At 72.5% G+C, this 25,909-nt stretch carries 20 protein-coding genes; 15 read left to right on the top strand and 5 right to left on the bottom strand.

Features of this window, described 5'->3' with window-relative positions; all coding sequences use genetic code 11:
• Positions 1–59: 59 nt before the first annotated feature.
• The 4 genes from ACIQMJ_RS03665 to ACIQMJ_RS03650 all read right to left on the bottom strand — a co-directional run bounded on the left by ACIQMJ_RS03665 (position 60) and on the right by ACIQMJ_RS03650 (position 6,102).
• Positions 60–1,712: a serine hydrolase domain-containing protein gene (locus ACIQMJ_RS03665; protein ID WP_499759442.1), complete on the bottom strand. Its 1,653-nt coding sequence runs from the start codon at positions 1,710–1,712 to the stop codon at positions 60–62.
• A gap of 12 nt (positions 1,713–1,724) precedes the next feature.
• Entirely contained in the window at positions 1,725–2,972 is a 1,248-nt protein-coding gene (locus tag ACIQMJ_RS03660) for an exo-beta-N-acetylmuramidase NamZ family protein (protein WP_499759441.1), read from the bottom strand.
• 5 nt (positions 2,973–2,977) lie between these two features.
• A complete protein-coding gene (locus ACIQMJ_RS03655) occupies positions 2,978–4,699 on the bottom strand; it encodes a glycoside hydrolase family 3 protein (protein ID WP_499759440.1) in 1,722 nt (573 codons plus the stop codon).
• Between the two features lie 590 nt (positions 4,700–5,289).
• Complete coding sequence (locus tag ACIQMJ_RS03650) at positions 5,290–6,102, bottom strand: HAD-IB family hydrolase (RefSeq protein ID WP_499759439.1); 813 nt, start codon at positions 6,100–6,102, stop codon at positions 5,290–5,292.
• A 473-nt stretch (positions 6,103–6,575) separates the two neighbouring features.
• On the opposite strand from ACIQMJ_RS03650, the gene ssd reads away from it, so the two are divergent.
• From ssd to ACIQMJ_RS03610, 8 genes are all read left to right on the top strand, one after another.
• Positions 6,576–7,628 (top strand): septum site-determining protein Ssd, encoded by a 1,053-nt coding sequence (gene ssd / locus ACIQMJ_RS03645; protein WP_499759438.1) that lies wholly within the window; start codon positions 6,576–6,578, stop codon positions 7,626–7,628.
• A gap of 989 nt (positions 7,629–8,617) precedes the next feature.
• Entirely contained in the window at positions 8,618–9,748 is a 1,131-nt protein-coding gene (locus ACIQMJ_RS03640; protein ID WP_499759437.1) for a TadA family conjugal transfer-associated ATPase, read from the top strand.
• Entirely contained in the window at positions 9,745–10,500 is a 756-nt protein-coding gene (locus ACIQMJ_RS03635; RefSeq protein ID WP_499759436.1) for a type II secretion system F family protein, read from the top strand. The genes ACIQMJ_RS03640 and ACIQMJ_RS03635 overlap by 4 nt, the downstream gene beginning before the upstream one ends.
• On the top strand, positions 10,497–11,051 hold the full coding sequence (locus ACIQMJ_RS03630; protein WP_499759435.1) for a type II secretion system F family protein: 555 nt from the start codon (positions 10,497–10,499) through the stop codon (positions 11,049–11,051). Before ACIQMJ_RS03635 ends, ACIQMJ_RS03630 begins: the two co-directional genes overlap by 4 nt.
• A 29-nt stretch (positions 11,052–11,080) precedes the next feature.
• Entirely contained in the window at positions 11,081–11,257 is a 177-nt protein-coding gene (locus ACIQMJ_RS03625) for a DUF4244 domain-containing protein (protein ID WP_499759434.1), read from the top strand.
• Complete coding sequence (locus ACIQMJ_RS03620; RefSeq protein ID WP_499759433.1) at positions 11,254–11,598, top strand: TadE family type IV pilus minor pilin; 345 nt, start codon at positions 11,254–11,256, stop codon at positions 11,596–11,598. The genes ACIQMJ_RS03625 and ACIQMJ_RS03620 overlap by 4 nt, the downstream gene beginning before the upstream one ends.
• 267 nt (positions 11,599–11,865) lie before the next feature.
• Positions 11,866–12,201, top strand: a complete 336-nt coding sequence (locus tag ACIQMJ_RS03615; protein ID WP_499759432.1) for an Rv3654c family TadE-like protein — start codon at positions 11,866–11,868, stop codon at positions 12,199–12,201.
• Between the two features lie 269 nt (positions 12,202–12,470).
• Entirely contained in the window at positions 12,471–13,073 is a 603-nt protein-coding gene (locus tag ACIQMJ_RS03610; protein ID WP_499759431.1) for a bifunctional DNA primase/polymerase, read from the top strand.
• On the opposite strand, the gene ACIQMJ_RS03605 is transcribed toward ACIQMJ_RS03610, so the two are convergent.
• A complete protein-coding gene (locus ACIQMJ_RS03605) occupies positions 13,043–15,520 on the bottom strand; it encodes a DEAD/DEAH box helicase (protein ID WP_499759430.1) in 2,478 nt (825 codons plus the stop codon). The genes ACIQMJ_RS03610 and ACIQMJ_RS03605 overlap by 31 nt on opposite strands.
• Before the next feature lie 205 nt (positions 15,521–15,725).
• Here ACIQMJ_RS03605 and ACIQMJ_RS03600 point away from each other — a divergent pair, with 205 nt between their 5' ends.
• The 7 genes from ACIQMJ_RS03600 (at position 15,726) to ACIQMJ_RS03570 (ending at position 25,892) form a co-directional block, all read left to right on the top strand.
• Entirely contained in the window at positions 15,726–18,029 is a 2,304-nt protein-coding gene (locus tag ACIQMJ_RS03600; RefSeq protein WP_499759429.1) for a sodium-translocating pyrophosphatase, read from the top strand.
• Positions 18,030–18,188: 159 nt separating this feature from the next.
• Positions 18,189–18,773, top strand: a complete 585-nt coding sequence (locus ACIQMJ_RS03595; RefSeq protein WP_499759428.1) for a hypothetical protein — start codon at positions 18,189–18,191, stop codon at positions 18,771–18,773.
• Positions 18,774–18,817: 44 nt separating this feature from the next.
• On the top strand, positions 18,818–19,429 hold the full coding sequence (locus tag ACIQMJ_RS03590) for a hypothetical protein (RefSeq protein ID WP_499759427.1): 612 nt from the start codon (positions 18,818–18,820) through the stop codon (positions 19,427–19,429).
• A gap of 90 nt (positions 19,430–19,519) precedes the next feature.
• Positions 19,520–20,440, top strand: a complete 921-nt coding sequence (locus tag ACIQMJ_RS03585; RefSeq protein WP_499759426.1) for a hypothetical protein — start codon at positions 19,520–19,522, stop codon at positions 20,438–20,440.
• A gap of 126 nt (positions 20,441–20,566) precedes the next feature.
• Entirely contained in the window at positions 20,567–23,329 is a 2,763-nt protein-coding gene (topA, locus tag ACIQMJ_RS03580; protein ID WP_499759425.1) for a type I DNA topoisomerase, read from the top strand.
• 13 nt (positions 23,330–23,342) lie between these two features.
• The gene (locus tag ACIQMJ_RS03575; RefSeq protein WP_499759424.1) at positions 23,343–23,780 is read left to right on the top strand and encodes a hypothetical protein; all 438 of its coding nucleotides are present in this window, start codon (positions 23,343–23,345) and stop codon (positions 23,778–23,780) included.
• Between the two features lie 84 nt (positions 23,781–23,864).
• Positions 23,865–25,892: a bifunctional MFS transporter/dTMP kinase gene (locus ACIQMJ_RS03570; protein ID WP_499759423.1), complete on the top strand. Its 2,028-nt coding sequence runs from the start codon at positions 23,865–23,867 to the stop codon at positions 25,890–25,892.
• The last annotated feature ends 17 nt before the right edge of the window (positions 25,893–25,909 follow it).

Here is a 25,909-nt window from a genome sequence, read left to right as displayed (position 1 = left end):
ACTCACCCCAACCGTGACCCAAACACACCGCTTGGCGGGATCGACCGGCCCCGATGTCACTAACGGTCCGCGGACCGCCACCCTTCGGGGTGCAAACCGGCCGGCTCGCGTTCCGCGTCGAGTGCCACACCGCGCCCGTCGATTACGCGTACGGCGTCCACGTACACGCCCCGACCGCCGTAACCCGTGCCCTGGGCGTACCGCCAGCGGACCTTCGCCGCCGACGCCACGTCCAGCTCGACCTTCCGCCACTCCCGCTGCCCGTACCCGGCCAGGACGTGCACCTCGCGCCACGTCGACCCGTCGTCGGTCGCCTCGACCACCACCCGGTCGCCCGGGTCCAGGTCCACGAACGCCCAGAACGACAGCTGCTGCCGCTCGCCGCGTCGCGGCAGGTCGCGCGTGGTCAGCGTGCCGCCGTTCGCCTCCGGGGTCCACGCCGTGCCGTGCCGCGGTCGCACCGCCAGCGCCTGCGCCAGGCCGTTGGCCGCCACCCGCCGGGCCGGGTTGATCGAGCCCCAGTTCCGGCTCGGGTGCACGCGGTTGGTCAGCAGGATCGCGATCGAGCGCGACAGCGGGTCCAGCACCAGCGTGGTGCCCGTGTAGCCGGTGTGCCCGGCGGCCCGCGGCGAGGTCAGCGCGCCCATGTACCAGCGCTGGTCCAGCTCGAAGCCCAGGCCGTGCGAGTTGCCCGGGAAGCCCTGGTTGAAGTCGGTGAGCATCAGCTCCACGGTGTCCTCGCGCAGGATCCGGCCGCCCGCGTACGCGCCGCCGTTGAGGATCGTCTGGCCGAGCACGGCCAGCTCCCGCGCGGTGGAGAACACGCCCGCGTGGCCCGCGACGCCGCCCAGCGACCAGGCGTTCTCGTCGTGCACGCTGCCGCGGATGATGCCCCGGCCCGCCTGGTACTCGGTCGCCGCGACCCGGTCCAGCTTGGCCGCCGGCGGGTTGTAGCCGGTGTCCACCAGGCCCAGCGGGCCGGTGATGTCGTCGCGGACCAGCTCGTCCAGCTTCTTGCCCGACCACTTCTCGGCCAGCACGCCGAGCGTGATCAGGTTCAGGTCCGAGTACAGGTAGGTGGTGCCGGGCGCGCTGCGGGGCGTCGTCTCCATCACGGCCTTGAGCCGGGACGGGACGTCCGGGTACTGCGACCACAGCGGCAGCCACGCGACCAGGCCCGAGGTGTGGGTCAGGAGCTGGCGGACGGTGATCGACTCCTTGCCGTTCACGCCGAACTCGGGCAGGTGGCGCGCCACCGGGTCGTCCAGCCCGAAGCGGCCCAGCTCGTGCTGCCGCATCACCACGATCGAGGTGAACAGCTTCGAGATCGACGCCAGGTCGAAGATCGTGTCCTGGGCCATCGGCACCCGCTGCGCCTCGGGCAGCTCGGTGCCCGCGGCGTCGGCGTACCGGACCGCCCAGCCCGTCGGCTGGTGGGTCGCCACGACGCCGTCGTGCGCGAACAGCGTGACGGCGCCCGCGAACAGCGGGTGGCCGGTCGCGTCCGGCACGGTGTACCGCTCGATCTGCGCCAGTGCGGCGTCCAGCGGCGCCGGGTCCAGTCCCACGCGCTGCGGGGTACCCGTTCGCAGCACGCTGCTCGCCCAGCCCTCGTGCGGCTGGTCGAAGCGGGCGTCGCGGCGGTCGGCGTGCGCCGGCGAGGCGACGGCCAGGGCCATGGTGGTCGCGATCAGCAGGGCAGGGATGCGCATCGCTGTCTCCCTCTACCGGTAGCGCAGGTAAGGCCGGCGGGTGCGGTCGAACGCGGCCAGCTCGTCGGCCCAGGCCCCGACCACCTCGTCGGTGCCCGCGCCCGCGTCGACCATCCGGCGCAGCCGGTCCGAGCCGCTGAGCTTGTCGATGTAGAGGTCCGGCCGCCACGCGAAGACCTCCGGGTAGCGGGCCTTCGCCGTGACGATCATCGCGACCGCGGTGCGCGGCGCGTCGAACCGGTGCGGGTCGGTGAGGTGCAGGGTCACCCCGCCGCACAGCTTGTTGGCGTGCTTGTTGAACGTGGGCGTGAAGTAGGTCTCGCGGAACCGGACGCCGGGCAGGCCCAGCGCGTTCAAATCCTCGGCCCACCGCCAGTCCAGGCCCGGTGCGCCGATCGTCTCGAACGGGCGGGTGGTGCCGCGGCCCTCGGAGAACACCAGGCCCTCGAACAGGCACGTGCCCGGGTAGACCAGCGCGGTGTCCTGGGTGGGCACGTTCGGACTCGGCGGCACCCACGGCAGGCCGGAGAACAGCTCGTCGCGCTTCCAGCCCTTCAGGTCGACCACTTCCAGGCTGCTCACGCGGCCGCCGTCGGTCGGCAGGAACTCGCCGTCGAACAGGCGCGCCAGCTCGCCGATCGTCATGCCGTGCTGCTGCGCGATCGGCTTGCGGCCGACGAACGTGGCGTAGGCCGGGTCGAGCTGCGGGCCGCGGGCCGTGCCGCCGACCGGGTTGGGCCGGTCGAGCACGACGAACCGCGCACCCGTCGCGGCGGCGGCCTGCATGACCGCGTACATGGTCCAGATGTAGGTGTAGAAGCGCGCGCCGATGTCCGCGATGTCGAACACGAGCGTGTCGACACCCGACTTGGTGATCATCCCGGCGATCTTGGCGACGCTCGCGCCGTAGGTGTCGTAGACCGGGATGCCGGTGCGCGGGTCGAGGTAGTCGCCCTCCGAGCCGCCCGCCTGGGCCGTGCCGCGGAAGCCGTGCTCCGGTCCGAACGCGGCCAGCGGACGCAGGCCGGCGGCCACCATCGAGTCGACGATGTGGGTCTGGTCGCGCAGGATGCCGGTCGGGTTGGTGACCACACCGATCCGCCTGCCCGCGAACCGCCGCCAGCCGTCCTCGGCGAGCTGCTCCGCACCGGTCTTGACGACCTGCGGCCGGTCCGGGTGGTGCTGGTTCTCCTCGGCGCCGAGCGCGCCGAGCGCGGGCACGGCGAGCGCGCCGGCGGCGAGGAAGTGCCTGCGGTCCATGGCGGTCACCACTCCAGTCCGTGGCCGAACGGGTAGGGCGTCGGGCCGGGCACGTCGACCGGCAGCTTGCCGACCGGCGTCACCTCGCCGGTGATCACCCTGGTCAGCGCCTCCATCGACACCGCGCCGTAGGAGTAGGTCGCGAGCCACGTCGGCGCGGCCGTGTGCGCCACGTCGTACGGGTTCTGCACGGCGACCGCGACGACCGGCTTGCCGGTGGCCAGGAGGCTGGTCAGCAGGGTCTGCTGCGCCGGTTGGCGCGACAGCGCGTTGGTGAGCACGACGACCACGTCCGCGTTCGCGGCGGCCTGCACGGCGGCGGTGATCTGGGCCTGCGTCGGCGCGGTGCCGGTGGGCAGGGCCGTGCCGCCGAGGAAGCCCGCCAGGGTGCGGGTCGTCGTCTCGCCCCAGCCCGTGACCAGGGCGGCGGTGGGCCTGGCGGCCAGCGGCAGGACGCCCGCGTCGTTGCGCACGGCGGTGACGGTGCGGTCGGTGATCCGCTTGGCCGCGGCCAGGTGCTCGGCCGAGCCGACCGCCGAGTCGACCCCGTCCACGTCCGCCGGAGGACCGGTGAGCATGCCGCGGAGGAACTTCATCCGCAGGATGCGCAGCACGCTGCGGTCGATGCGCTGCTCGCTCAGCTCGCCGCTGCGCACGGCCGCGAGGACGCTGGAGACGGCCAGCTCCAGGTTCACCGGCATGAGCAGCTGGTCCACGCCCGCCTTCAGGGCCAGCACGGGGATCTCGGCGTCGCTGTGCAACTGCCGCACGCCCGCCATGGCCAGCGAGTCGGTGATGACCACGCCGTCGTAGCCGAGGTTCTTCCGCAGCAGGTCGATGGCCGGCTTGGACAGCGTCGCGGGCTCACCCGAAGGGTCGATCTTCGGCATCTGGATGTGCGCGGTCATGATCGAGTCGATGCCCGCCGCGATGGCCGCGCGGAACGGCGGCGCGTCCACCTGCGCCCACTCGGCCTCGGTGCGGTCGACCGTCGGCAGCGTGGAGTGGCTGTCGGTGTCGGTGTCGCCGTGGCCGGGGAAGTGCTTGGCGGTCGCGCTCACCGTGTGCTTGGCCAGGAACCGGCCCTGGTAGCCGCGCACCTGGGCGGCGGTCAGCTCGGCCGCCAGCGCCGGGTCGCTGGAGTAGGAGCGCACCCCGATGACCGGGTTGGCCGGGTTGGAGTTGACGTCCGCGTCCGGCGCGAAGTTCTGGGTGATGCCCATGGCGCGCAGCTCGGTGGCGGTGATGCGGGCGGCGAGCTCGGCGTTCTCCGCGCTGCGGCCCGCGCCGAGGGCCATGTTGCCGGGGAACTGGGTGGCGGGCGCGCCGATGCGGGTGACGATGCCCATCTCCTGGTCCGTGGCGATGGCCAGGGGCACGCGGCTCGCCCGTTGCAGGCCGTTGGAGAGGGTGGCGATCTGGCGCGGGGTGTCGATGTTGTCGTAGCTGGAGTTGTTGAAGTAGACGACGCCGCCCGGCTGGAACTTGGCCACCACCTCGGCCGGCGTCGCCACGCCGAAGTCGCGGAGGTTGCCGGGGTGGGCCTCGTCCGGCGCCTGGCCGTGCAGGTAGGTGACGAACAGCTGGCCGACCTTCTGCTCCAGCGACATGCCGCGAACCAGGGCGGTGACGTGCTGCGCCTGGTCCGGCGAGGCGTGCGCGGGCGCGGCCGGGACGGTCACTGCGGAAGCCGCGGCCACGGCGACGGCGACGAGCGGACGGAGCACTGCGGCCTCCCCACTGGGAATCTTCCACCACAACGTGGTGCATTCGGCAAGTTACCCACGTCACAGAGGCGGGTCAACGGGTCGCGTTGTGCAGCCATTGTGCGGAGGGGCACCGACGAAACCGGGGGTTTGGCGAGTCACCCGTTCGGGCACTTGTTCGGGGAGTCGCGCTTTCGGGGCAGGAAGCAGTGGCGCAGAAAGACGGTGGGGCCCCTCGGTCGAGGGGCCCCACCGTCGTCAGCGCGGGCTTCTGAGTTACCAAGCGTGCAACTCGTGTCGTACCGACCTGGCCTCGGCGTCCGGCGTCCCGGTACGCAGGCCCTAGACGACAAGCCTCCCGCGGCGTGCTGCGCGTGGGTGTCTCGAAGTCCGCGCACGGAGCTCCGTCGGGGTGGACGCCGCTTCTCTTCCGCTTCGTCCCTGGCCGACCCGAGGTCCGCACTTCCTTTGTAGTGCGTGTCCGGCGTCACAGCAAGGGCTCGATGGGGTGCACCGTTCAAGCGACCGTGCGTAGTGGAAAGTCTTTTGTGACAGTGATTTCGCGGCGGTCGGGACGGTCGGTACCGCTGACCGGGGCACGCCGGGGTGAATCAGCTCCGGCGGCGCCTGCGCAGGCCGTACCAGGCCACGCCCGCGGCCGTCGCCGCGCCCAACCCGATCGCGGTCACCGCGACCGCGGTGCCCGACGGGCGGGGGATGCGGGCGCGCAGCGACACGGGGTCGGAGAACGTCAGCACCGGCCAGCCGCGCTGGCCCGCGACCCGGCGCAGGGCGCGGTCCGGGTTGACCGCGGTCGGGTGGCCGACGGCCTCCAGCAGCGGCAGGTCGCTGATCGAGTCGGAGTATGCGTAGCAGCGGCTCAGGTCGTAGTCGTGCTGCTCGGCGAGCTGCTTGACGGCGATCGCCTTGTTCTCGCCGGCGCAGTAGAAGTCGACCTCGCCGGAGTAGCGGCCCTGCGCGACGACCATCCGGGTGCCGACGCTGTGCGTGGCGCCGACCATGGTGGAGATGGGGGCGACCAGCTCCTCACCGGAAGCGGACACGACGACGACGTCGTGGCCCTCGCCCTTGTGGTCGGTGATGAGCTGGGTGGCCTCCTTGTAGACGAGGGGGTCGACGATGTCGTGCAGGGTCTCCTCGACGATGGAGCGGACCTGTTCGACGTCCCAGCCGTTGCAGAGCGCGGTGATGTGCGAGCGCATCCGGTCCATCTGGTCGGCGTCCGCGCCGGCCAGCATGAACACGAACTGCGCGTAGGCGCTCTTGAGCACCGCACGCCGGTTGATCAGACCTTCTTGGAAGAAGGGGCGGCTGAACGCCAACGTGCTCGACTTGGCGATGACGGTCTTGTCCAGGTCGAAGAACGCGGCGACCCGATGGCCTTCGGTGGCGTGCTCGGTCACCGGTCAAGCTTAAGCGGGGTGGGGCCGGCCGGCCGCCGACGATGGTTCGCCACTTTACGAAGTAGGTGTGCGGTCCATCGAAATTTGGTCTCCCTCTAACGGAAGACACGCATGACCCTGTCCCGTGGGGATACAGTAGACGGGTCCGGCTCGACCGGACGGGTTCAGTCCGACCCCCCGGGACTGAACCAATGACGACCCCCGTCCCTCCCCCCTGGCGGGGGTCGTCCCATGTCCGGGGTCGGTTTGCCGGCCCGGTCGCGCTGGACCTCGGCGCACTTGCACCCCTTCTTGCATCGCACCCTGATCTTTCGCCCGTCGCGGGCGGTGGCCGCCGTTCGCGGGGTGCGCGGCGCGCCGAGTTGTCCACAGGCCACCCGGTTGTCCACATGTTGATCATGCTCCGTTGTGTCCTTCCTCACCGCCCGCCACCGTGGAACCCGCAGATCCACAACGGGAACGGAGAGGGTGTCGTGAGGCGACCGGTGGCGTTGGTGACGGACGCGGGGCTGGTGGACGAGGTGCTGCACGCGGCGGCGGTCGCGGGGTGCGAGGTGGAGCGCGTGGTCGACGCGACGGCGCTGCGCGGGCGTTGGCACGGCGCGGCGGCGGTGGTGCTGGACTACGAGGCGGTCGTGGCGTGCGCCGGGTTCCCGCGCAGATCGGGCGTCCACGTGGTCGGTGCCGGCCCGCCGGGGCCGGAGGTGTGGCGGCGGGCGTTGGCGTTGGGCGCGGAGCAGGTGCTGGAGCTGCCGGCCGAGCAGGAGCGGCTGCGGGCCGTGCTGGCGGATGCGTCGGAGGAGCGGCCGGGCGGTGAGGGCCGGGTGCTGGCGATCCTGGGCGCGCGTGGCGGTGCCGGGGCGTCGGTGCTGGCGGTGGCGGTGGGGCAGGCCGTGCTGGCGGCCGGTGGTGACGGTCTGCTCGTCGACTGCGACCCGTGGGGCGGTGGCCTCGACCTGACGCTGGGCGCCGAGCGGCAGGAGGGCCTGCGCTGGTCCACGTTGCAGCTGAAGGGCGGCCGCGTGCCGGCTTCGGCGCTGCGCTCGGCGTTACCGGGCCGTGCGGGGAGCCGGGGCAGCCTGACCGTGCTGTCCTGCGGCCGGACGGGTCCGGGTCCGGAGCCCGATGCCGTGGTGGCCGTGGTCAAGGCGGGTAGGCGCGCCGGTGACACGGTGGTGTGCGACGTGCCTCGCCAACTGACCACCGCCGCCTGCGCCGCCCTGGACCGGGCCGACCTGGCGGTGCTGGTGGTGCCGGCGGACGTGAAGGCGTGCATGGCGGCCAAGACGTTGGTCGACCAGACCGCCGAACGGGGCGTGCGACTGAAGGCCGTGGTCCGCGGCCCGGCGCCAGGCGGCCTGACCACCGCCCAGGTGGTGGAAGCGATCAACATCCCCCTCCTGGCCACCATGCGCCCGGAACCCCGCCTGGCCCGGGCCCTGGACAACGGCCACTTCCCCAAACACACCCGCGGCCCACTGGCCAAAGCCGCCAGAACCGTCCTGGCAGCCCTGAACACCTCCTGACACCTCACCCTCGACGCAGCCGACGATCCCCTGCCGCACCCAGCCATCCCTTATCGCACCGGCAACAGCCGACGACCTGCGTGCCCACCGGGTCCTGGTCGCCGCGCTCACAGTGGACGGTCCACCGGCGATCCCGGCCTCCCTCCGCTGCGACCACACCGGCCCGACCCAACGACGGCGCTCAACCCACGCCCGCCCCCGACCGCTGTGGACATCACCTGCCTCAACCCGGGCAGCCGGCGCGCTCTGTCGGCTCCCGGTGGTGGCTCGCGATTCGCCGCAGTCCTCGACGGACAGCGGATGGACCTGCTTGCCGCACCAACCTCTGGTTGTCGCTTCGCGACGGGCGGGTTTCCCGGTGATCCCGGTCGTCGCCAACCGTCGTGGGGCGGTGTCTGGCTGCACCGGATTGGTCGGCGGTCACTGGTCGGCGGGCATCGCTCAACCTGGGTGATCGGCGATCGCCGGGTGACTGCGAGTGGCAGCGTGCGGTTCGTTGCGCACCTTGCCTCGCGCTGCCGCCTTGGCCGCGAATGGACGGTCGGCAATCAAGCGGGATCCAGCTTTGCAGCGACAGCGGGCTGCACACCAGGGCCTGCGCCGCGGCCGTAGCGGAAGCCGCCAGCCCTCAACCGTTCCTCCACATCACTCCAAGACCTTCGGAGGCGCTTTATGACGAACGATCTCAACCACCTTGGCCGTGCCCCGAGGCCGGACCTGAAGTCCGTCGCCATGAGTGGGCGGGTTGCGGGGGCGGGCCATGAGTTGTGAGCGCGGGCCCAGCGTGAGGCGGCATCCCCGCTTTCGGGAGCCCGTGGGGTTTCGGCGATGTCGGCCGGTGTTGCTGTCGACGCTGGTCCTGGCCGAGTTGGCTGCCGCGCTCCCCGCCGCGCTCCCCGTCGAGGCGGGGGAAGGGCGGCAGGGCTTGGTGGAGGCGGCACGGGAAGTCGTGGAGCGGCGGGCTCGATCGTCGCGGAAGGAGGGTGGTCGTGAACGATCTCGTTGACCGCGTCCGGCTGAGGTTGGCCAGTGGGCGGATGGAGCTCACGTCGGCGGCCGTTGCGGCGGCGGTGCGTGGTGAGGCCGGTGGGGTGCTCGGGGACGAGGACGTCCAGCGGGCGCTCGCGGTGTTGCGGCAGGAGTTCGTCGGGGCCGGGCCGCTCGAACCGTTGTTGCGGGACCCGGACACCACCGACGTCCTCGTGACCCGGTCGGATCAGGTGTGGGTGGACGGCGTCGGCGGGTTGCGCCGCACCGACGTCACCTTCCCCGACGAGGCCGCCGTCCGCAGGTTGGCGCAGCGGCTCGCGGTGGCGGCCGGGCGGCGGTTGGACGACGCGGCGCCGTACGTGGACGGGTGGTTGCCCGGCTCGGTGCGGTTGCACGCGGTGCTCCCGCCGATCGCGCCGTTCACCTGCCTGTCGTTGCGGGTCCTCCGCCCGGCGGTGCACGACCTGGCGACGCTGGCGGCCTGCGGCACGTTCGACCAGGCGACGGCGGACCTCCTGCGGGACATCGTGGCCGCCCGGCAGGCGTTCCTGGTCGTCGGCGGCACGGGCTCGGGGAAGACGACGCTCCTCGCCGCCCTGCTGGGGTGCGTGCCGCACGACGAGCGGGTGGTCTGCGTGGAAGACGCGGGTGAACTCCAGCCCGACCACCCGCAAGTCGTCCGGTTGCTGGCGCGCGGCCCGAACGTCGAGGGCGCGGGCGAGGTGACGATGCGGGACCTGGTCCGGCAGGCGTTGCGGATGCGTCCCGATCGGATCGTGGTCGGTGAGGTGCGGGGCGCGGAGGTCTGCGAGCTGCTGTCCTCGCTGAACACCGGGCACGACGGCGGGGCGGGGACGTTGCACGCGAACTCACCCGCCGAGGTGCCGGCTCGGCTGGAGGCGTTGGCCGCGCTCGGCGGGCTCGACCGGCACGCCCTGCACAGCCAACTGGCCGCCGCGGTGAAGGTCGTGCTGCACATGCGCCGTGCCGGCGACGGCACCCGGTACCTGGCTGAGATCGGCGTCTTGGAACGACGTTCCGGCCAGCTCGTCGTCCGGCCCGCCTGGCGGCGCGACGGCGGTTGGCAGGAGGCCGGCGCGGTGCTCAAAGTGCTGGTGGGAGCGCCATGAGCCTGTTCCTGCTGGCCGCGGCGCTGCTGGTGGTGCCGTCGGCTCGGGCGCGACGCCGACTTGCCGGCACCAGGAGCAGGTGGAGACCGGTGAAGCCGAACCGGGCGGTGGCCGTGGTCGTGGGGATCGCGCTCGGTGCGCTGGTGGGCGTCGGCGGGGCGGCAGCGGGCGGGTTGCTGGCGGCGACGGTGTGGCGCACGTACCGGGAGACGACGCGGCAGCGTGACCGGCTGGCGGCGTCCGCGGCGCTGGCGGACGGGCTGAAGGCGTTCGTCGCCGAGCTGAGGTCGGGGGCGCACCCGGCCAAGGCCGCGATGGGCGCGGCGGAGGACGCGGAGCGGCCGGCGGCGGACGTCCTGCGGGCCATCGCGGCGACGTCGTCACGCGGCGGCGACGTGGAGGCGGCGCTCGCCGACTTCCCGGACGCCCACCAGTTGGCCCGCGCGTGGCGGCTGTCGGCCGTGCACGGCGTGCCGTTGGCCGACGTGGTGGACGCGGTCCGCCGTGACCTCGACCGGCGCGTGGCGTTCGCCGGGCAGGTCCACGCCCGCATGGCCGGTCCGCGGGCGGGCGCGGCGGTGCTGGCCGGGCTGCCGCTGTTCGGGGTGGTGCTGGGTGAACTGGGTGGCGCGGGGCCGTTGGCGGTCCTGTCCGGCACACCGCCCGGACAGGTGCTGCTGGTCGTCGGGGCGGTCCTGATCTGCGCGGGGCTTCGGTGGAGTGGTCGGCTGACCAGGCAGGTGATCGCATGAGCGTGCTGCTGCTCGCGCTGGCGCTCGTCCTGTTCCCCGGCCCGACCAGGGCTTCGGCCAGGGTGAGACCGAGGGCCAGGCGAAAACCCGAGCCGAAGGCCCGGCCGCCGGACCCGTTCGCCGCGGCGGCGACCTGGGACCTGCTGGCCGCCGCGCTGCGGGCGGGTCTGCCGGTGGCGGGCGCGGTGCGCGCCGTGCTGCCGGGCGTGCCGCCGGGGCCGGCCGAGCGCCTGCGCGAGGTGGTCGACCTGCTGACGTTGGGCGCGGACCCGGTGCGGGCCTGGGCCGGTGCCCTCGCGCACCCGGACACCGCGCCGCTGGCCCGGGCGGCACGCCGGACCGCGCGGTCCGGGGCGGCCTTGGCCGGTGCGGCGGCGGACCTGGCCGCCGAGGCGCGGGCGACGGTGTCCGACCAGGCCGAAGCCCGAGCGCAACGGGCCGCGGTGCTCGTCGCCGGGCCGTTGGCGCTGTGCTTCCTGCCTGCGTTCCTGTGCCTGGGCGTCGTGCCGGTGGTGCTCGGCATCGTCGCCGGTGTCGGCGACGACTGGTGACTGTCCGAAGTGGACGAACGGAGTGGATGATGTTCGCTGCCAAGCGAATCTTGATGGACGACCGCGGCATGTCGACGGTCGAGTACGCGATCGGCACGCTCGCCGCCGCCGCGCTCGCCCTGCTCCTGTACTCGCTGATCAGCGGTGACTGGATCCAGGTGCTGCTCCAGGAGTTGCTGCGACGGGCCTTCACGGTGGACGCGTGAGGCGGGGTGTGCTCGGTGACGACCGGGGCGGGGTGACGGTCGAGGCGGCGGTGGCGGTGTGCGGGTTGGTCGCCGTGCTCGTGCTCGGCATGGCCGCCGTGATGGCGGTCGTGGGGCAGCTCCGGTGCACCGACGCGGCCCGGGAGGCGGCCCGGCTGGTGGCCCGGGGTGACGGCGCGCGGGTCGCCGGGGTGGTCGAGGCGATCGCGCCGGAAGGGGCGCGGTGGACGGTGCGGAGGGAGGAGGACACGGCGTCGGTCGAGGTCGCCGTCTCGCGGCTGGGCGTCGAGCTGCGGGCCCAGGCTTACGTGGTGCTGGAGCCGGGGGTGGTCGATGGCTGAGGGCGGCGGTGGCGGACGCCGTGGGCAAAGGAGGCGGAAACAGGCCGGGGCGGGCGGCCGGTGAAGGGAGGTGGCGGCCGTGGCAGGTGGGCGGCGAGGGGTGGACTCGTGCGGTCGGCGAACCAGGGAGGCGGGCGGCGACGGGTGAAAGGGCGGGTGAGGTCGGGCGGTGGAGGCGGGGGTGAGCGCGCTCCGGAGGGGAGGAAGGCGGTGGTGCGGGAGGTGGACCCGGCACGGGGTGGAAGGAGGTGGGGTTCATTGCGGTGGGTGGGGGATGACCGTGGGGCGGCGTCGGTGATGGCGGTCGCGGTGGTGGGGGTTTGGTTCGCGTTGGTGGTGGGGGCGGTGCAGGTGGGGGAGGCCGTGGTGGGTCGGCACCGGGCGAGTGCGGCGGCGGACCTGGCGGCGGTGGCGGCGGCCGGGCAGTTGGGTGGCGGGGGTGCGCACGCCTGTGCGCGGGCGCGGTGGGTGGTCGAGCGGATGGGTGGGCGGGTGGTCGAGTGCCTGGTGGAGGGGTGGGAGGTGGAGGTCCGGGTCGCCGGTGGGGCCACGGTGTTCGGCGCGCCCAGCGCGTGGGCGCGGGCAGGTCCGGCCGAACCATGACCCCTGGGCGGCGCGACGAACGGTCGCCCGTCGGCGGTGAGCGGACTCACACGACCGCAGATTCGCGGCTTCGACGGGGGTGAGCGGCTCGCACGCCGTTCTGCCGCCCGCCCCCGCCCGCCGCGCTCGCCGTGCCACAACGACCAGTTGCCGACAAGCGCTTACCAAAGCCGCCGGTCATGGCGTTAGTTCAAGTGGTGGCACCGACACGGTGTCGAACAACACGCGACACGGTGTCGTGGACGCAGGACGCAGGAGGCGAACGAAAGATGGAGTGGTCGGATAGCTGGCGCGGGGCCTTCCGCATCGAGCTGCGCGCAGAGGCGGTCAACCTCGCGTGGCACGGGTGGCCTGTGCTGCCGGGCACCTATCCGGCGGGCGACCGGTGGGCCGGGCGCGACGGCGTCGAGGACAGCGGTCCGGTCCCGGTGCACCACGACTGGCAGGAGCGCATCGGCACGAAGGCGGAGCAGGTCGCCACCTGGTGGGCGGGTCACTCCTACAGCATCCTGCTCGCCACCGGCCACGGCGTGGACGCCGTCGAGGTGGGCGCCGACCTCGGCCGCCGGGCCGCCGTCGAGCTGCGCGCCGCCGGCATCCCGGTGCCGATCGTGGCCACCCCCGAGGGCCGCTGGATGTTCCTGGTCGCCTCCGGCGGCACGCCGGTCGCCCACCCGGAGGTCAAGCACTACGGCCAGGGCGAGCACGTCCCGCTGCCCCCGAGCCCCGGCCAGGTCGGCGTCGTGCACTGGCGGGTCAAGCCCCAGATCTGCGCGTGGCGCCTGCCGCACGTGGACGTGGTGCGCGACGCCTTGGTGCAGGCGGCCGAGCGCACCTCCGACTACAGCCTGGTCGCGGCCGACCGGTCGTGACCGACGTGGCCGTGCCGGACGTCGTGGTGTCTCTCCCCGACCACCCCGAGCACGACGTCCAGCACGGCCACACCGCCCGCCTTGTCCAGCGGATCGTTGCCATTCCCGCACTTCGGCGACTGCACGCAGGACGGGCACCCGGCCGGACACGCGCAAGCCGCGATGGCCTCCCTAGTAGCGACCAACCACGGGACTACCGCGTTGAACCCGCGGTCGGCGAACCCGGCTCCCCCGGGATGACCGTCGTGCACGAACACCGTCGCCTCCCCGGTGTCCTGGTGCAGTGCGGTCGAGACTCCGCCGATGTCCCAGCGGTCACAGGTCGCGAAGAGCGGTAGCAGGCCGATCGCCGCGTGTTCGGCGGCATGCAGTGCGCCGGGGACGCGCGCCGGAGTCAGACCGGCGCCCCCCGGCGCACTGCCCGACGACCCTCCATTCGACGACCCCGCACCCGAGCCGGCACCCGATGACCCGGGGCCGGAGGCCGTGCCCAGCAACTCGGCCGACACCGTGTACCAGACCGCCCGCGTCACCAGCGTCTGCGCGGGCAGCGACAACGGCACCGAGTCGATCACCTGGCCGGACGGCAGCTTGCGCAGGTAGCCGACGACCTGCGAGGTCACCTCCACCTCGCCCAGGCACACCGTCACCCCGTCGTACTCGCGCTTCTCCAGCACCCGCACCACCGAGATGTCCTTGGTGTCACGGGCCGTCGTCGTCCAGTCCGGCTTCTCCGCGTGCACCATCGCCAGCCCCGCGTCGAGGTCGAGCTCGTCCACCACGTACGACTCGCCCTGGTGCAGGTACACCGCGCCGGAGTGCACCTGCCAGCACGCCGAGCCGGGGTCGACCGTGCCGAGCATCCGCCCCGAGTCGGCCTCCACCACCACGACCTGCTCGCCACCCGACCCGCGGATGTCCACGTCGCCGTGCGGCCGGTCGTGCGAGGTCCAGTACCAGCCGTTCGGCCGCCGCCGCAGCACCCGCCGCGCGGTCATGTCCTCCACCACCGCCAGCGCCGCCTCACCGCCGAACGAGGCCAGCGACTCCGGCGTCAGCGGCAGCTCGGCCGCCGCGCACGCCAGCTGCGGCTCCAGCACGTACGGGTTCGTCGGGTCCAGCACGGTCGCCTCGACCGGCTTCTCCAGCACCGCCGACGGGTTGTGCACCAGGTAGGTGTCCAACGGGTCGTCCCGCGCCACGAACACGACCAGGGCGTCGGAGTCCCCGGTCCGCCCCGCCCGCCCGGCCTGCTGCCAGAACGACGCCAGCGTGCCCGGGAACCCGGCCACCACCACCGCGTCCAGCCCGACGATGTCGACGCCCAGCTCCAACGCGTTCGTCGTGGCCACGCCCAGCAGCTCGCCCGACGACACGGCCCGCTCCAGCGCCCGCCGCTCCTCGGGCAGGTACCCGCCCCGGTAGGCGGCCACCCGCGACGCCAACGACGGGTCGACCTCCGCCAGCACCCGCCGCGCGCCCAGCGCGGTCAGCTCCGCGCCCACCCGCGACCGGACGAACGCCAACGACCGCGCACCCTCCACCACCAGGTCGGCCAGGATGCGCGCGGTCTCCGCGCCCGCCGACCGCCGCACCGGCGCGCCGTTCTCGCCTTCGAGGTCGTCCAGCAGCGGCGGCTCCCACAGCGCCACCGTCCGCCCCGCGCGCGGCGACCCGTCCTCCGTCACCGCCACCACGTCCGCGCCGAGCAGCGCCGAAGCCGAAGCCGCCGGGTCGGCCACCGTCGCCGACGCCAGCACGAACACCGGGTCCGCGCCGTACCGCTGCGCCACCCGCCGCAACCGCCGCAGCAACAACGCCACGTGCGAGCCGAACACACCCCGGTAGGTGTGGCACTCGTCGACCACCACGTACGACAGCCGACGGAGGAACCTGATCCACCGGGCGTGGTGGGGCAGCACGCCCCGGTGCAGCATGTCGGGGTTGCTGAACACCCAGTTGGCGTGCGCGCGCACCCAATCGCGTTCCGCCATGGGGGTGTCGCCGTCGAACGACGCGGCGCGCACACCCGACACGCCCAAACCGGTGACCGATCTCAACTGGTCCGCGCCCAGCGCCTTGGTCGGCGACAGGTACAGCGCCGTTGCCCGCGGATCAACTGTCAACGCGCTCAACACCGGCAATTGGTACGCCAGCGATTTCCCCGAAGCGGTACCCGTCGCCACCACTACGTGTGATCCGGACCACGCGTGCGTCGCCGCTTCCGCCTGGTGCCGCCACGGTTGCGCCACACCCCGCTCCACCAGCGCGGACACCACCGGTTCCGGCGCCCACGACGGCCACGGGACGGGCTGGGCGGGACGCGCGGGCTGCTCTTCGGTGTGCGTCAACGGCGATTCGCCGGCCGGCACCCCGGCGAGGACCCGGTCCAGCAAACGTCGTCCCTGGTTCGCCACGAAGCGCAGCTTCGCACACCCGGCCGACATCCCGACCCTGCCTGTGCAGATAACGGTGTGTGTACGGATCGGGACTCGTCGTTGCCTCCTTGCGCACTATGAATAGACTCCGCCGCTATCGCATCCAATGAGGGGTGCATCACGTTGTGTCGGGGCTGACAGTCGCGTGAGTGACCCGCCTCACATCAGCGGGATGGCCCTGACATTGGGCTTGGAAAACTCACCAGGAGGACGGATGTCCCGGCAATTCCTCGCGGAGGGCCTAGAGCTCTCCGGAGGTGATCGCGGCCTCGTGGCCGTGGTCGCCGTGGTCGCCCTGGCTGCCCTGGCCGTGGGCTACGTGCTGCTCCGGGAGGTGCTGGCCGCGGGCCAGGGCACCTCCAAGATGCAGGACATCGCCAAGGCGGTCCAAGAGGGCGCAGCGGCCTACCTCAACCGGCAGTTCCGAACGCTCGGCATCTTCGTCGTCGTCGTGTTCGTGCTGCTGTTCGCGCTTCCCGCCGAGGACATCGGCGAGCGGATCGGCAGGTCGCTGTTCTTCCTCGTCGGCGCCGGCTTCTCCGCCATCATCGGCTACCTCGGCATGTGGCTGTCGACCCGCGCGAACGTGCGCGTCGCCGCCGCCGCCAAGGAGGCGGGTGGCCGGGAGAAGGCCATGCGGATCGCGTTCCGCACCGGCGGCGTGGTCGGCATGTTCACCGTCGGCCTCGGCCTGTTCGGCGCGGCCCTGGTCGTGTTCGTCTACGTGGGCCAGGCGCCGCGCGTGCTGGAGGGCTTCGGCTTCGGCGCGGCCCTGCTCGCCATGTTCATGCGGGTCGGCGGCGGCATCTTCACCAAGGCCGCCGACGTCGGCGCGGACCTGGTCGGCAAGGTCGAGCAGGGCATCCCCGAGGACGACCCGCGCAACGCCGCGACCATCGCCGACAACGTGGGCGACAACGTCGGCGACTGCGCCGGTATGGCGGCGGACCTGTTCGAGTCCTACGCCGTCACCCTGGTGGCGTCGCTGATCCTCGGCACGGCCGCGTTCGGCGCGAAGGGCCTGCTGTTCCCGCTGATCGTGCCCGCGATCGGCGTGCTCACGGCGGTCATCGGCGTCTACATCACCAGCGCCCGCACCGGCGAGAACGGCCTCACCGCGATCAACCGCTCGTTCTACATCTCGGCGGTGATCTCGGCCGTGCTGTGCACGGTGGCGGCGTTCGTCTTCCTGCCCAGCTCGTTCGCGGGCCTCGCGGGCGTGTCCGAGGAGATCGCGGGCACCTCCGGCAACCCGGCCCTGATCGCCGCCGTCGCGGTGATCATCGGCATCGTGCTGGCGGGCGTCATCCTGTGGCTGACCGGCTACTTCACCGGCACCGAGCACAAGCCGGTCAAGGAGGTCGGCCGCACCTCGCTCACCGGCGCGGCGACCGTCATCCTGTCGGGCATCTCGGTCGGCTTCGAGTCGGCGGTCTACACCGCGCTGGTCATCGGCGGCGCGGTCTACGGCGCGTTCCTGCTGTCCGGTTCGGTCGTCGTGTCGCTGTTCGCGGTCGCGCTGGCCGGCTGCGGCCTGCTGACCACGGTCGGCGTCATCGTGGCCATGGACACCTTCGGCCCGGTCTCCGACAACGCGCAGGGCATCGCCGAGATGTCCGGCGACGTGGACGGCGAGGGCGCGCAGATCCTCACCGAGCTCGACGCGGTCGGCAACACGACCAAGGCGATCACCAAGGGCATCGCGATCGCCACCGCGGTGCTCGCGGCGACCGCGCTGTTCGGCTCCTACAAGGACGCCATCGACCAGGCGCTGCGGGACGTCCAGGTGGGCCTGGGCGAGGTGCCGGTGTCGTTCAGCAACGTGGTGTTCAGCCCGAACGTGCTGGTCGGCGTGCTGATCGGCGCGGCCGTGGTGTTCATGTTCTCCGGTCTCGCGGTCAACGCGGTGACGCGCGCGGCGGGCGCGATCGTGTTCGAGGTGCGCCGCCAGTTCCGCGAGAACCCCGGCATCATGGACGGCACGGTCAAGCCGGAGTACGGCAAGGTCGTCGACATCTGCACGAAGGACTCGCTGCGCGAGCTGGCCACCCCCGGCCTGCTGGCGGTGCTGGCCCCGATCGCGGTCGGCTTCGGCCTCGGCGTCGGCCCGCTGGCCGGGTACCTGGCCGGCGCGATCGCGACCGGCACGCTGATGGCGGTGTTCCTGGCCAACTCCGGTGGCGCCTGGGACAACGCGAAGAAGCTGGTCGAGGACGGCAACCACGGCGGCAAGGGCTCCGACGCCCACGCCGCGACCGTCATCGGCGACACGGTCGGCGACCCGTTCAAGGACACCGCGGGCCCGGCCATCAACCCGCTGATCAAGGTGATGAACCTGGTCTCGGTGCTGATCGCGCCCGCCATCGTCGGCTTCACCGTCGGCGCGGGCGAGTCGGCCGGCATCCGGTACGCCATCGCGATCGTGGCGGCGGTGGTCATCGTGGCGGCCGTGGTCGTGTCCAAGCGGCGCGGCACGGCGATCGCCGACGCCCCGGCGGAGGCGACGACCTCCGCGTGACGCGTGGTTCGTAGGGCGGGGCGCCTCGGTCGGAGGCGCCCCGCCCTCGCACGTGGTGGGCGGGCCGGGTGGGCGCGCCCGGATGGGGGCACACTGTTCGGTGTCACCCGGGTGGACGCAGCCGGGTTCCACGTCGCGCAGAACGGTGGGGAGCACCTGATGAGACTTCTTCCGCTGGTCGGCGCGACCGCCCTGGTCGTGGCGGTCGCCGGGTGCGGGTCCGGGGGTGACTCCGCCGCGCCCACGTCGTCCTCCGCCGCTCCGTCCGACACCGCCGCGGTGGCGTACATGGACAAGGTGTGCACGGCGGCGGCGTCGTTCGCCACGGTGCCGAAGACCCCGCCGCAGCTCGACGCGAACGACCCGGCCAAGCTCAAGGCCGACATGGGCGCGTACATGGGCCAGATGGCCGACGCGTTCGCCCGGACCGCGGCCCAGCTGCGCGAGGTCGGCCCGTCGCCGGTGGCGGGCGGCGACCAGCAGGTGGAGCAGATGGCGGTGACGTTCACCGACATCGCGAAGAACTTCACCGACGCCAAGGCGGCCATCGAGGCGGCGGATGCCAACGACCCGGTGGGCGGGTTGCAGGCCGCCGGCGAGGCCATCACCCGGCTGGATGACTTCGTGGCGCCGCTGAAGCAGCTGGAGGCGTCACCGGAGCTGTCCGCGGCGGCCGAGAAGGCGTCGGCCTGCCAGGACCTGCGGACGCTGAGGCCGTCGGAGTCCGCCACACCGACCTCGTAGTAGGTTGCCCCCTCACCTTTTTCACCGATTTGGGGGGTATTCCTGTGAAGCACCGTGTCGCGCTGGCCGGCGCGTTCGCCGCTGTCCTGGTCACGGCGGCGTGCGGCGGCGGTGGCGCTTCGTCGTCCTCGACCGGCGGTTCGTCTGCCACCACCACGACCACCACCGCGGCGGCCAACGCCGACCCGGTGAAGTGGACCGGCACGTTCTGCGCGGGCATCGGGCCCACGATCGAGGGCGTGATGACCCTGCTCAAGACGATGTTCGAGGGCGGCGCGGAGGACCCGGCCGTGCAGAAGGCCGCGCTGCTCGACTACAGCTCCAAGGCGGGCAAGTCGCTCACCGAGGCGGGCGAGAAGCTGGACGACCTCGGTGCGCCGTCGGCCGAGAGCCAGGAGCTGCACGACGAGCTGGTCAAGTTCTTCACCGACTCGGGCAAGACGCTGAACGAGGTCAACACCGAGCTGGCCGCGCTGGACCCGGCCGACCCGGAGTTCGCCACCAAGCTGGAGCAGCTGGGCGGCGACCAGGCCGACCCGTCCAAGCTCCAGGAGCAGATCAAGAAGCTCCAGGACGACCCGAAGCTGGGCGAGGCGTTCAAGCAGGCGCCGGAGTGCGTGGCCATGGCCGACACGCTGAAGAGCCTGGGCGGCTGACACCGCTGGGACTCGTGTGGTCGATGGGGTGGGTGGTTCAGCCCTTCGGAGACTGGCCGTGGTCGAACGTGTGTTCTACGCTGCGTCTTCGTGGGGCAACTGTCCTTCTACTCGGCCGAGGCGAGGCAGCCTTGCGTCGGCGACCTGGCGGGCCTGCTGTGCGGGCCCGGCCGGGCGCTGGGCTTCGCCCGCGGACGTGCGGCCCGGGTGTCGGTCGCCCTCGACACCCGGGACCGCGCCGCCGCGGTGGTGGCGGCGCTGGCCGAGCGGGGCGTGCAGGCGCGGTTCGAGCTGGTCAGGGCACCGGTGGAGGTCGAGGCCGCCAACGGGGACGACCCCGCCCCTGACGAGCCCGCGGTGGCCGAGGAGCCCGTCGGGCTCGAGGCGGTCTCCGACGACCTCACCGCGGACGATTTCACCGCGGACGAGCACCTGGACGACGTGATCGACGACCCGGTCGACGACGAGCCGGACGGCTTCGCGCCGGTGGTCATCGGATCGGGCCGGACCCGACCCGCCGCGGTCGAACCGGACGCCGAACCGGACGCCGGAGCACCGGCCGAGGCAGCCGGACCCGACGGAGCCGGACCCGAAGCGGCCGAGCCCGAGGTGGACCAGCCGGAGCCCGAGGTCGCCGAGTCGTGGCAGGTCGTGACGGCTTTCCGCACCGACCTGGCCGGGCTGGCGGCCCGGTGGCTCGACGGCGACCGCAAGGTCGTGCCACCCGACTTCACCCTCGACGGCGCGGCCCTGCGGCTGTGGGCGCTCGCGTCCGGCCGGTGGGTCGAGTCCGGGTCGGGGTACCTGCTCGGCCTGGACCCCGAGGCGCCCGACACGCACGAACCGTTGCGAAAAGCATTGGCCACGTCGGGCCTGCCCTCGACACTCTTGACCGGGAAAGCCGGCGGGCCGGCGCTGCGCGTCACGGGCAGACGGCGGCTCGAACGGCTCGCCGAGCTGGTCGGACGGGCCCCGCGGGGCGTCGCCGAACGCACCTGGCCGGCCGCGTAGCGCGTCGGGTTGGCGGAGGATCCGGCACAGTTGTGTCACCCTGTCCCGACCAGGGCTGCCCAGCGGCGACAAAGGACAGTGCACACTGGCGGGTCGGGACACAGTGTTCGAAGAGAGCGGGACGGCGTGGCTGGATCGACACGGGCGAGGAAGACAAACGGGGGATCAGCGAGCGGCAACCGGCGGTTGGTGATCGTCGAGTCGCCCGCGAAGGCGCGGAAGATCGCGTCCTACCTCGGCAACGACTTCGTCGTGGAGTCATCCAAGGGGCACATCAGGGACCTGCCCCGCGGCGCGGCCGACGTGCCCGCCAAGTACAAGGGCATGTCGTGGGCCCGGCTCGGCGTGGACGTGGACCACGGCTTCGAGCCGCTCTACGTCGTCACGCCGGACAAGAAGTCGACCGTCGCCGAGCTGAAAGAGCTGCTCAAGGACGTCGACGAGCTCTACCTGGCGACAGACGGCGACCGCGAGGGCGAGGCCATCGCCTGGCACCTGCTGGACACGCTGAAGCCGAAGGTCCCGGTCCGGCGGATGGTGTTCCACGAGATCACCGAGCCCGCGATCCTCGCCGCCGCCGCGAACCCGCGCGACCTGGACCAGGACCTGGTCGACGCCCAGGAGACCCGCCGCATCCTCGACCGCCTCTACGGCTACGAGGTCAGCCCGGTGCTGTGGAAGAAGGTCATGCCGAAGCTCTCGGCGGGCCGGGTGCAGTCCGTGGCGACCCGGATCGTGGTCGAGCGCGAGCGCGAGCGGATGAAGTTCGTCACCGCCTCGTACTGGGACGTCTCGGCGACCATGGACGCGGGCGAGGACGCCGCGCCGCGCACGTTCGGAGCCCGGCTGATCGCGGTCGACGGCACCCGCCTGGCCGCGGGCCGCGACTTCGGCTCCGACGGCAGGCTCAAGGCCGGTTCCGAGGTCCGCGTGCTGGACGAGGCGCAGGCCAGGGCCATCGCGGACGGCCTGGTCAACGCCACGATGACGGTCTCCTCGGTGGAGGAGAAGCCGTACACGCGCAAGCCGTACGCGCCGTTCATGACCTCGACGTTGCAGCAGGAGGCGGGCCGCAAGCTGCGCTTCTCCGCGGACCGCACCATGCGCACCGCGCAGAAGCTGTACGAGAACGGCTACATCACCTACATGCGCACCGACAGCACGACGCTGTCGGAGACCGCGATCGCGGCGGCACGGGCGCAGGCCACGGAGCTGTACGGCTCGCAGTTCGTGTCCAAGGAGCCGCGCCAGTACACCCGCAAGGTCAAGAACGCGCAGGAGGCCCACGAGGCCATCCGCCCGGCCGGCGAGGTGTTCCGCACGCCCGGCCAGGTTGCCCGCGAGCTGGAGTCCGACGAGTTCAAGCTCTACGAGCTGATCTGGCAGCGCACGATCGCCTCGCAGATGGCCGACGCGCGGGGCAACACGACCTCGGTCCGCATCTCCGGGACGACCGCGGGCGGCGAGGACGTCACGTTCGCCGCCTCCGGCCGCACGATCACCTTCGCGGGCTTCCTCAAGGCTTACGTGGAGACGGTCGACTCGGAGGCGGGCGGCGAGTCCGACGACGCCGAGTCGCGCCTGCCGCAGCTGGTCAAGGACCAGTCGCTGCTGGCCGCCGAGCTGTCCGCGGACGGCCACTCGACCAGCCCGCCGCCCCGCTTCACCGAGGCGAGCCTGATCAAGACGATGGAGGAGCTGGGCATCGGCCGGCCCTCCACCTACGCCTCGATCATCAGCACCGTCCAGGACCGCGGCTACGTGTGGAAGAAGGGCTCCGCCCTGGTCCCGTCGTGGGTGGCGTTCGCCGTGGTCGGGCTGCTGGAGCAGCACTTCGGCCGGCTGGTCGACTACGACTTCACCGCCGCGCTGGAGGACGAGCTCGACGGCATCGCCGCGGGCCGCCAGGAGCGCACCACGTGGCTGTCCGGGTTCTACTTCGGCGGCAACGTCGGCCCCGAGTCGTCGGTCGGCCGGTCCGGCGGGTTGAAGAAGCTGGTCGGGTCGAGCGTCGAGGAGATCGACGCCCGCGAGGTCAACTCGATCCCGCTGTTCCCCGACGCGGAGGGCCGCACGGTTTACGTGCGGGTCGGCCGCTACGGGCCGTACCTGGAGCGCGAGGTCGAGGGCCCGGACGGCGCGGTCGGCGCGCAGCGGGCGAACCTGCCCGACGACCTGCCGCCGGACGAGCTGAACCGCGACATCGCGGAGAAGCTGTTCGCGACGCCGCAGGAGGGCCGTTCGCTGGGCAACGACCCGGTCACCGGGCACGAGATCGTGGCCAAGGAGGGCCGGTTCGGCCCGTACGTGACCGAGGTGCTGCCCGAGGCGGCCGAGGGCGCGAAGAAGGCGCCGAAGCCGCGCACCGGCTCGCTGTTCAAGTCGATGTCGCTGGACACGGTGACGCTGGACGACGCGCTCAAGCTGCTCTCGCTGCCGCGCGTGGTCGGCAAGGACCCGGAGACCGGCGCGGAGATCACCGCGCAGAACGGCCGGTACGGGCCCTACCTGAAGAAGGGCACCGACTCGCGGTCGCTGACCAGCGAGGACCAGCTGTTCACGGTCACCCTCGACGAGGCGCTGAAGATCTACGCCGAGCCGAAGAAGCGGGGCCGGGCCGCCGCGGCGCCGCCGTTGAAGGAGCTGGGCGCGGACCCGGTCTCGGGCAAGCCGATGGTGGTCAAGGAGGGCCGGTTCGGCCCGTACGTGACCGACGGCGAGACCAACGCGTCGCTGCGCAAGTCCGACAGCGTCGAGGGCCTGTCCGACGAGCGGGCGGCCGAGCTGCTGGCCGAGAAGCGGGCCAAGGGGCCGACGACGAAGAAGAAGGCCCCGGCGGCCAAGAAGGCGCCCGCGCGCAAGAAGGCCCCGGCGAAGTCGAAGAGCTAGGGGAGGCGGGGCGGTGGACGACTCGAACGCCGGTCGGTCCAGCCACGACGGGACGCAGCCGCCCCCGCCCCCGCTGTTGTTCCCGGACCCGCTCGCGGGGCTGGTGACCGGCGAGCAGCCCTACCGGTCACCCGAACGGGTGATTCCGGTCTCGGTGCCGCCCCCCACACCCGACCCGGAACGCGGTCCGCCGCCCCGGACGACGGCTCGACCGCCGGACCGACCCCGGCCCGTCCAGCACGTCCAGGGGCAGCCCGCCGTGCGGGAGCCCCGCGCGCAGCCGGCACCTCGTCCGGCACCGGAGCCGGTCGTGTCGCCGACCGCGCCGCCGGGGCCGAAGAAGGGCAAGGGCGGGCTGATCGGGTGCCTGGTCGTGCTCGCCGCGCTGGGCGGGCTGCTGTTCAACGTGGTGCGTGAGATCATCGAGGCAGTGGCCGACCTACTGCGATGATCTCGCTTCGGTCACCCGAACGGCGGATGTGGTCAGGCGGGTGAATCGGTCCGGCTACCCTGACTGCCTGCACCATCGGCGGGGGTGAGCACCATCCAAGACGGCGGCACAGCGGCCTCGACCAGCCACCGGATTCGCAGCGTGTTGGCGATCCGGCCGTTCCGCAGGCTCTGGGGTGTCACCTATCTGTGCAGCGTCGGTGACTGGCTGTCATTGTTGGCCTTGACGGGCCTGGTCACCAAGATGATGGACAGCTACCAGTGGCAGAGCTTCTCGCTCAGCCTCGTGGTGCTGACCCAGCTGCTGCCCGGCATCCTGTTCGCGCCGCTCGGCGGCGTGCTCGCGGACCGGTTCGACCGCCGCAAGATCATGGTGGTCTGCGACCTGCTGCGCGGCGGCCTGTTCATCTCCATCGCGCTGGTCGGCACGGCCTGGTGGCTGTTCATCGCGAACTTCCTGGTCGGCTGCTGCGCGATGCTGTGGATCCCGGCCAAGGACTCGGCCGTGCCCAACCTGCTGCGCCGGCCCGACCAGGTGGAGACGGCCAACCAGCTCGGCCTGGTGATGACCTACGGCATCTCGGTCATCTCCGGCGCGGGCCTGTACTCGATCATCTCCGGCATCCCCGGTTACCTCGGCCTGCAGAACAGCGACCTCGAGTTCCGCATCGCGACCATCGCGGTCATGGTCAACGGCGCGCTGTACGTGACCTCGGCCATCATCGTGGCCACCCGCATCCCGGAGCTGTCCGGCCGGATCGCGGCGGTCAAGCGCACCCGCGAGAACGGCGAGGCGCCCGGCTTCTTCGCCATGCTGCGCGACGGCATGAAGTACGCCGCCCGCACGCCGCTGGTCCGCGGCCTGGTCATCGGCATGATCGGCGCGTTCGCCGCGGCCGGCGCGGTGATCGGCACGGCCACCCCCTACTCGCTGTCGCTGCTGGGCGGCGACTCGACGTTCGGCCTGCTGTTCGTGGCCGTGTTCGCGGGCCTGGCACTGGGCATGGCGACCGCGCCGCGGATGGCCCGGCGGCTGCCCTACGACCGGCTGTTCGGCGTGACGATCCTCGTCGCGGGTCTGAGCCTGCTGTTCGTGGCGTTCGCGCCGCACCTGTGGGTGGCGCTGGTCGCGGTGGCGTGCGTCGGCGCGTCGGCGGGCATGGCGTTCCTCACCGGCCTGACCATCGTCGGCTCGCAGGTCGAGGACGCGATGCGCGGCCGGACCGTGGCGCTGCTCCAGTCGCTGCTCAAGGTGGTGCTGTTCGCGTCGTCCGCCGCCGCACCGCTGCTGGTCACGCTCGTCCAGAAGCGCACGATCACGGTCTTCGGCCACCCGATGGTGGTGGACGGCACGCGTCCGGTGATGTTCGGCGCGGGCGTGATCGCCGCGCTGCTCGGGCTGATCGCCTACCGGCAGATGGACAACCGGCGGTCCGAGCCGTTCCTGTCCGACCTGCTCGCCGCGCTGCGCGGCCGGGCCCGGCGCACCGGCGGGGTGCTGATCGCGGTCGAGGGCGACACCCGGCAGGACACGTCCGTGCAGGCCAGGCGGCTGGCCGAGGCGTTGCGCGAGAGCGGCCGCGAGGTCGTGCTGGCCTCCGACCCGGACCTCGACGAGCAGCGGCTGCGCAACCTGCTGTCCACCGCCGACCTGGCGGGCGTGCGGGCGCACGCGCTGGTGGCCGCCGCCGTGCGGGCCGACGTGGTGGAGCGCGAGGTGCGGCCCGCGCTGGACAACGGCGCCCTGGTCGTCATGGAGCGGTACGTGGACAGCCCGCTGGCGCACTTCAGCGCGGCGGGGAGCGTGGAGCCGCGCGAGGTCGAGGGCCTGGTCGACTGGGCCACCGGGCGGCTGCGGCCGGACATGACCGTGCTGCTGGACCGGACACCGTCGCAGGTGCGGGCCTCCGGTGGCACGCTGGACACCGTCGAGCACCACTGGCGGGTGCAGAAGCTGCTGACCGACATGGCCTCGGCCGACCCGGAGCGCTACGTCGTGGTCGACGCCGACGGCACCGAGGACGAGGTCGCCGACCGGGTGCGCGGCGCCGTGCTGCCGCTGCTCGCGCGGCGGACCAGGTTGCCCGCCAAGCCGGTGGCGGAGACGTCCTGACGGATCGGTACGGTCGC

The organism is Actinosynnema sp. NPDC091369, assembly GCF_044757065.1.
Lineage (GTDB): Bacteria > Actinomycetota > Actinomycetes > Mycobacteriales > Pseudonocardiaceae > Actinosynnema.
Note: the sequence above shows the minus strand (reverse complement) of the source record. Positions and strands in the feature narration are given on the sequence as shown.

Coding starts and splice junctions, on each gene's coding strand:
- ACIQMJ_RS03595 (WP_499759428.1), top strand. CDS start 18,189: ATGAGACTTCTTCCGCTGGTCGGCGCGACCGCCCTGGTCGTGGCGGTC.
- ACIQMJ_RS03635 (WP_499759436.1), top strand. CDS start 9,745: ATGAGCCTGTTCCTGCTGGCCGCGGCGCTGCTGGTGGTGCCGTCGGCT.
- ACIQMJ_RS03630 (WP_499759435.1), top strand. CDS start 10,497: ATGAGCGTGCTGCTGCTCGCGCTGGCGCTCGTCCTGTTCCCCGGCCCG.
- ACIQMJ_RS03610 (WP_499759431.1), top strand. CDS start 12,471: ATGGAGTGGTCGGATAGCTGGCGCGGGGCCTTCCGCATCGAGCTGCGC.
- ACIQMJ_RS03605 (WP_499759430.1), bottom strand. CDS start 15,520: ATGTCGGCCGGGTGTGCGAAGCTGCGCTTCGTGGCGAACCAGGGACGA.
- ACIQMJ_RS03660 (WP_499759441.1), bottom strand. CDS start 2,972: ATGGACCGCAGGCACTTCCTCGCCGCCGGCGCGCTCGCCGTGCCCGCG.
- ACIQMJ_RS03600 (WP_499759429.1), top strand. CDS start 15,726: ATGTCCCGGCAATTCCTCGCGGAGGGCCTAGAGCTCTCCGGAGGTGAT.
- ACIQMJ_RS03625 (WP_499759434.1), top strand. CDS start 11,081: ATGTTCGCTGCCAAGCGAATCTTGATGGACGACCGCGGCATGTCGACG.
- ACIQMJ_RS03665 (WP_499759442.1), bottom strand. CDS start 1,712: ATGCGCATCCCTGCCCTGCTGATCGCGACCACCATGGCCCTGGCCGTC.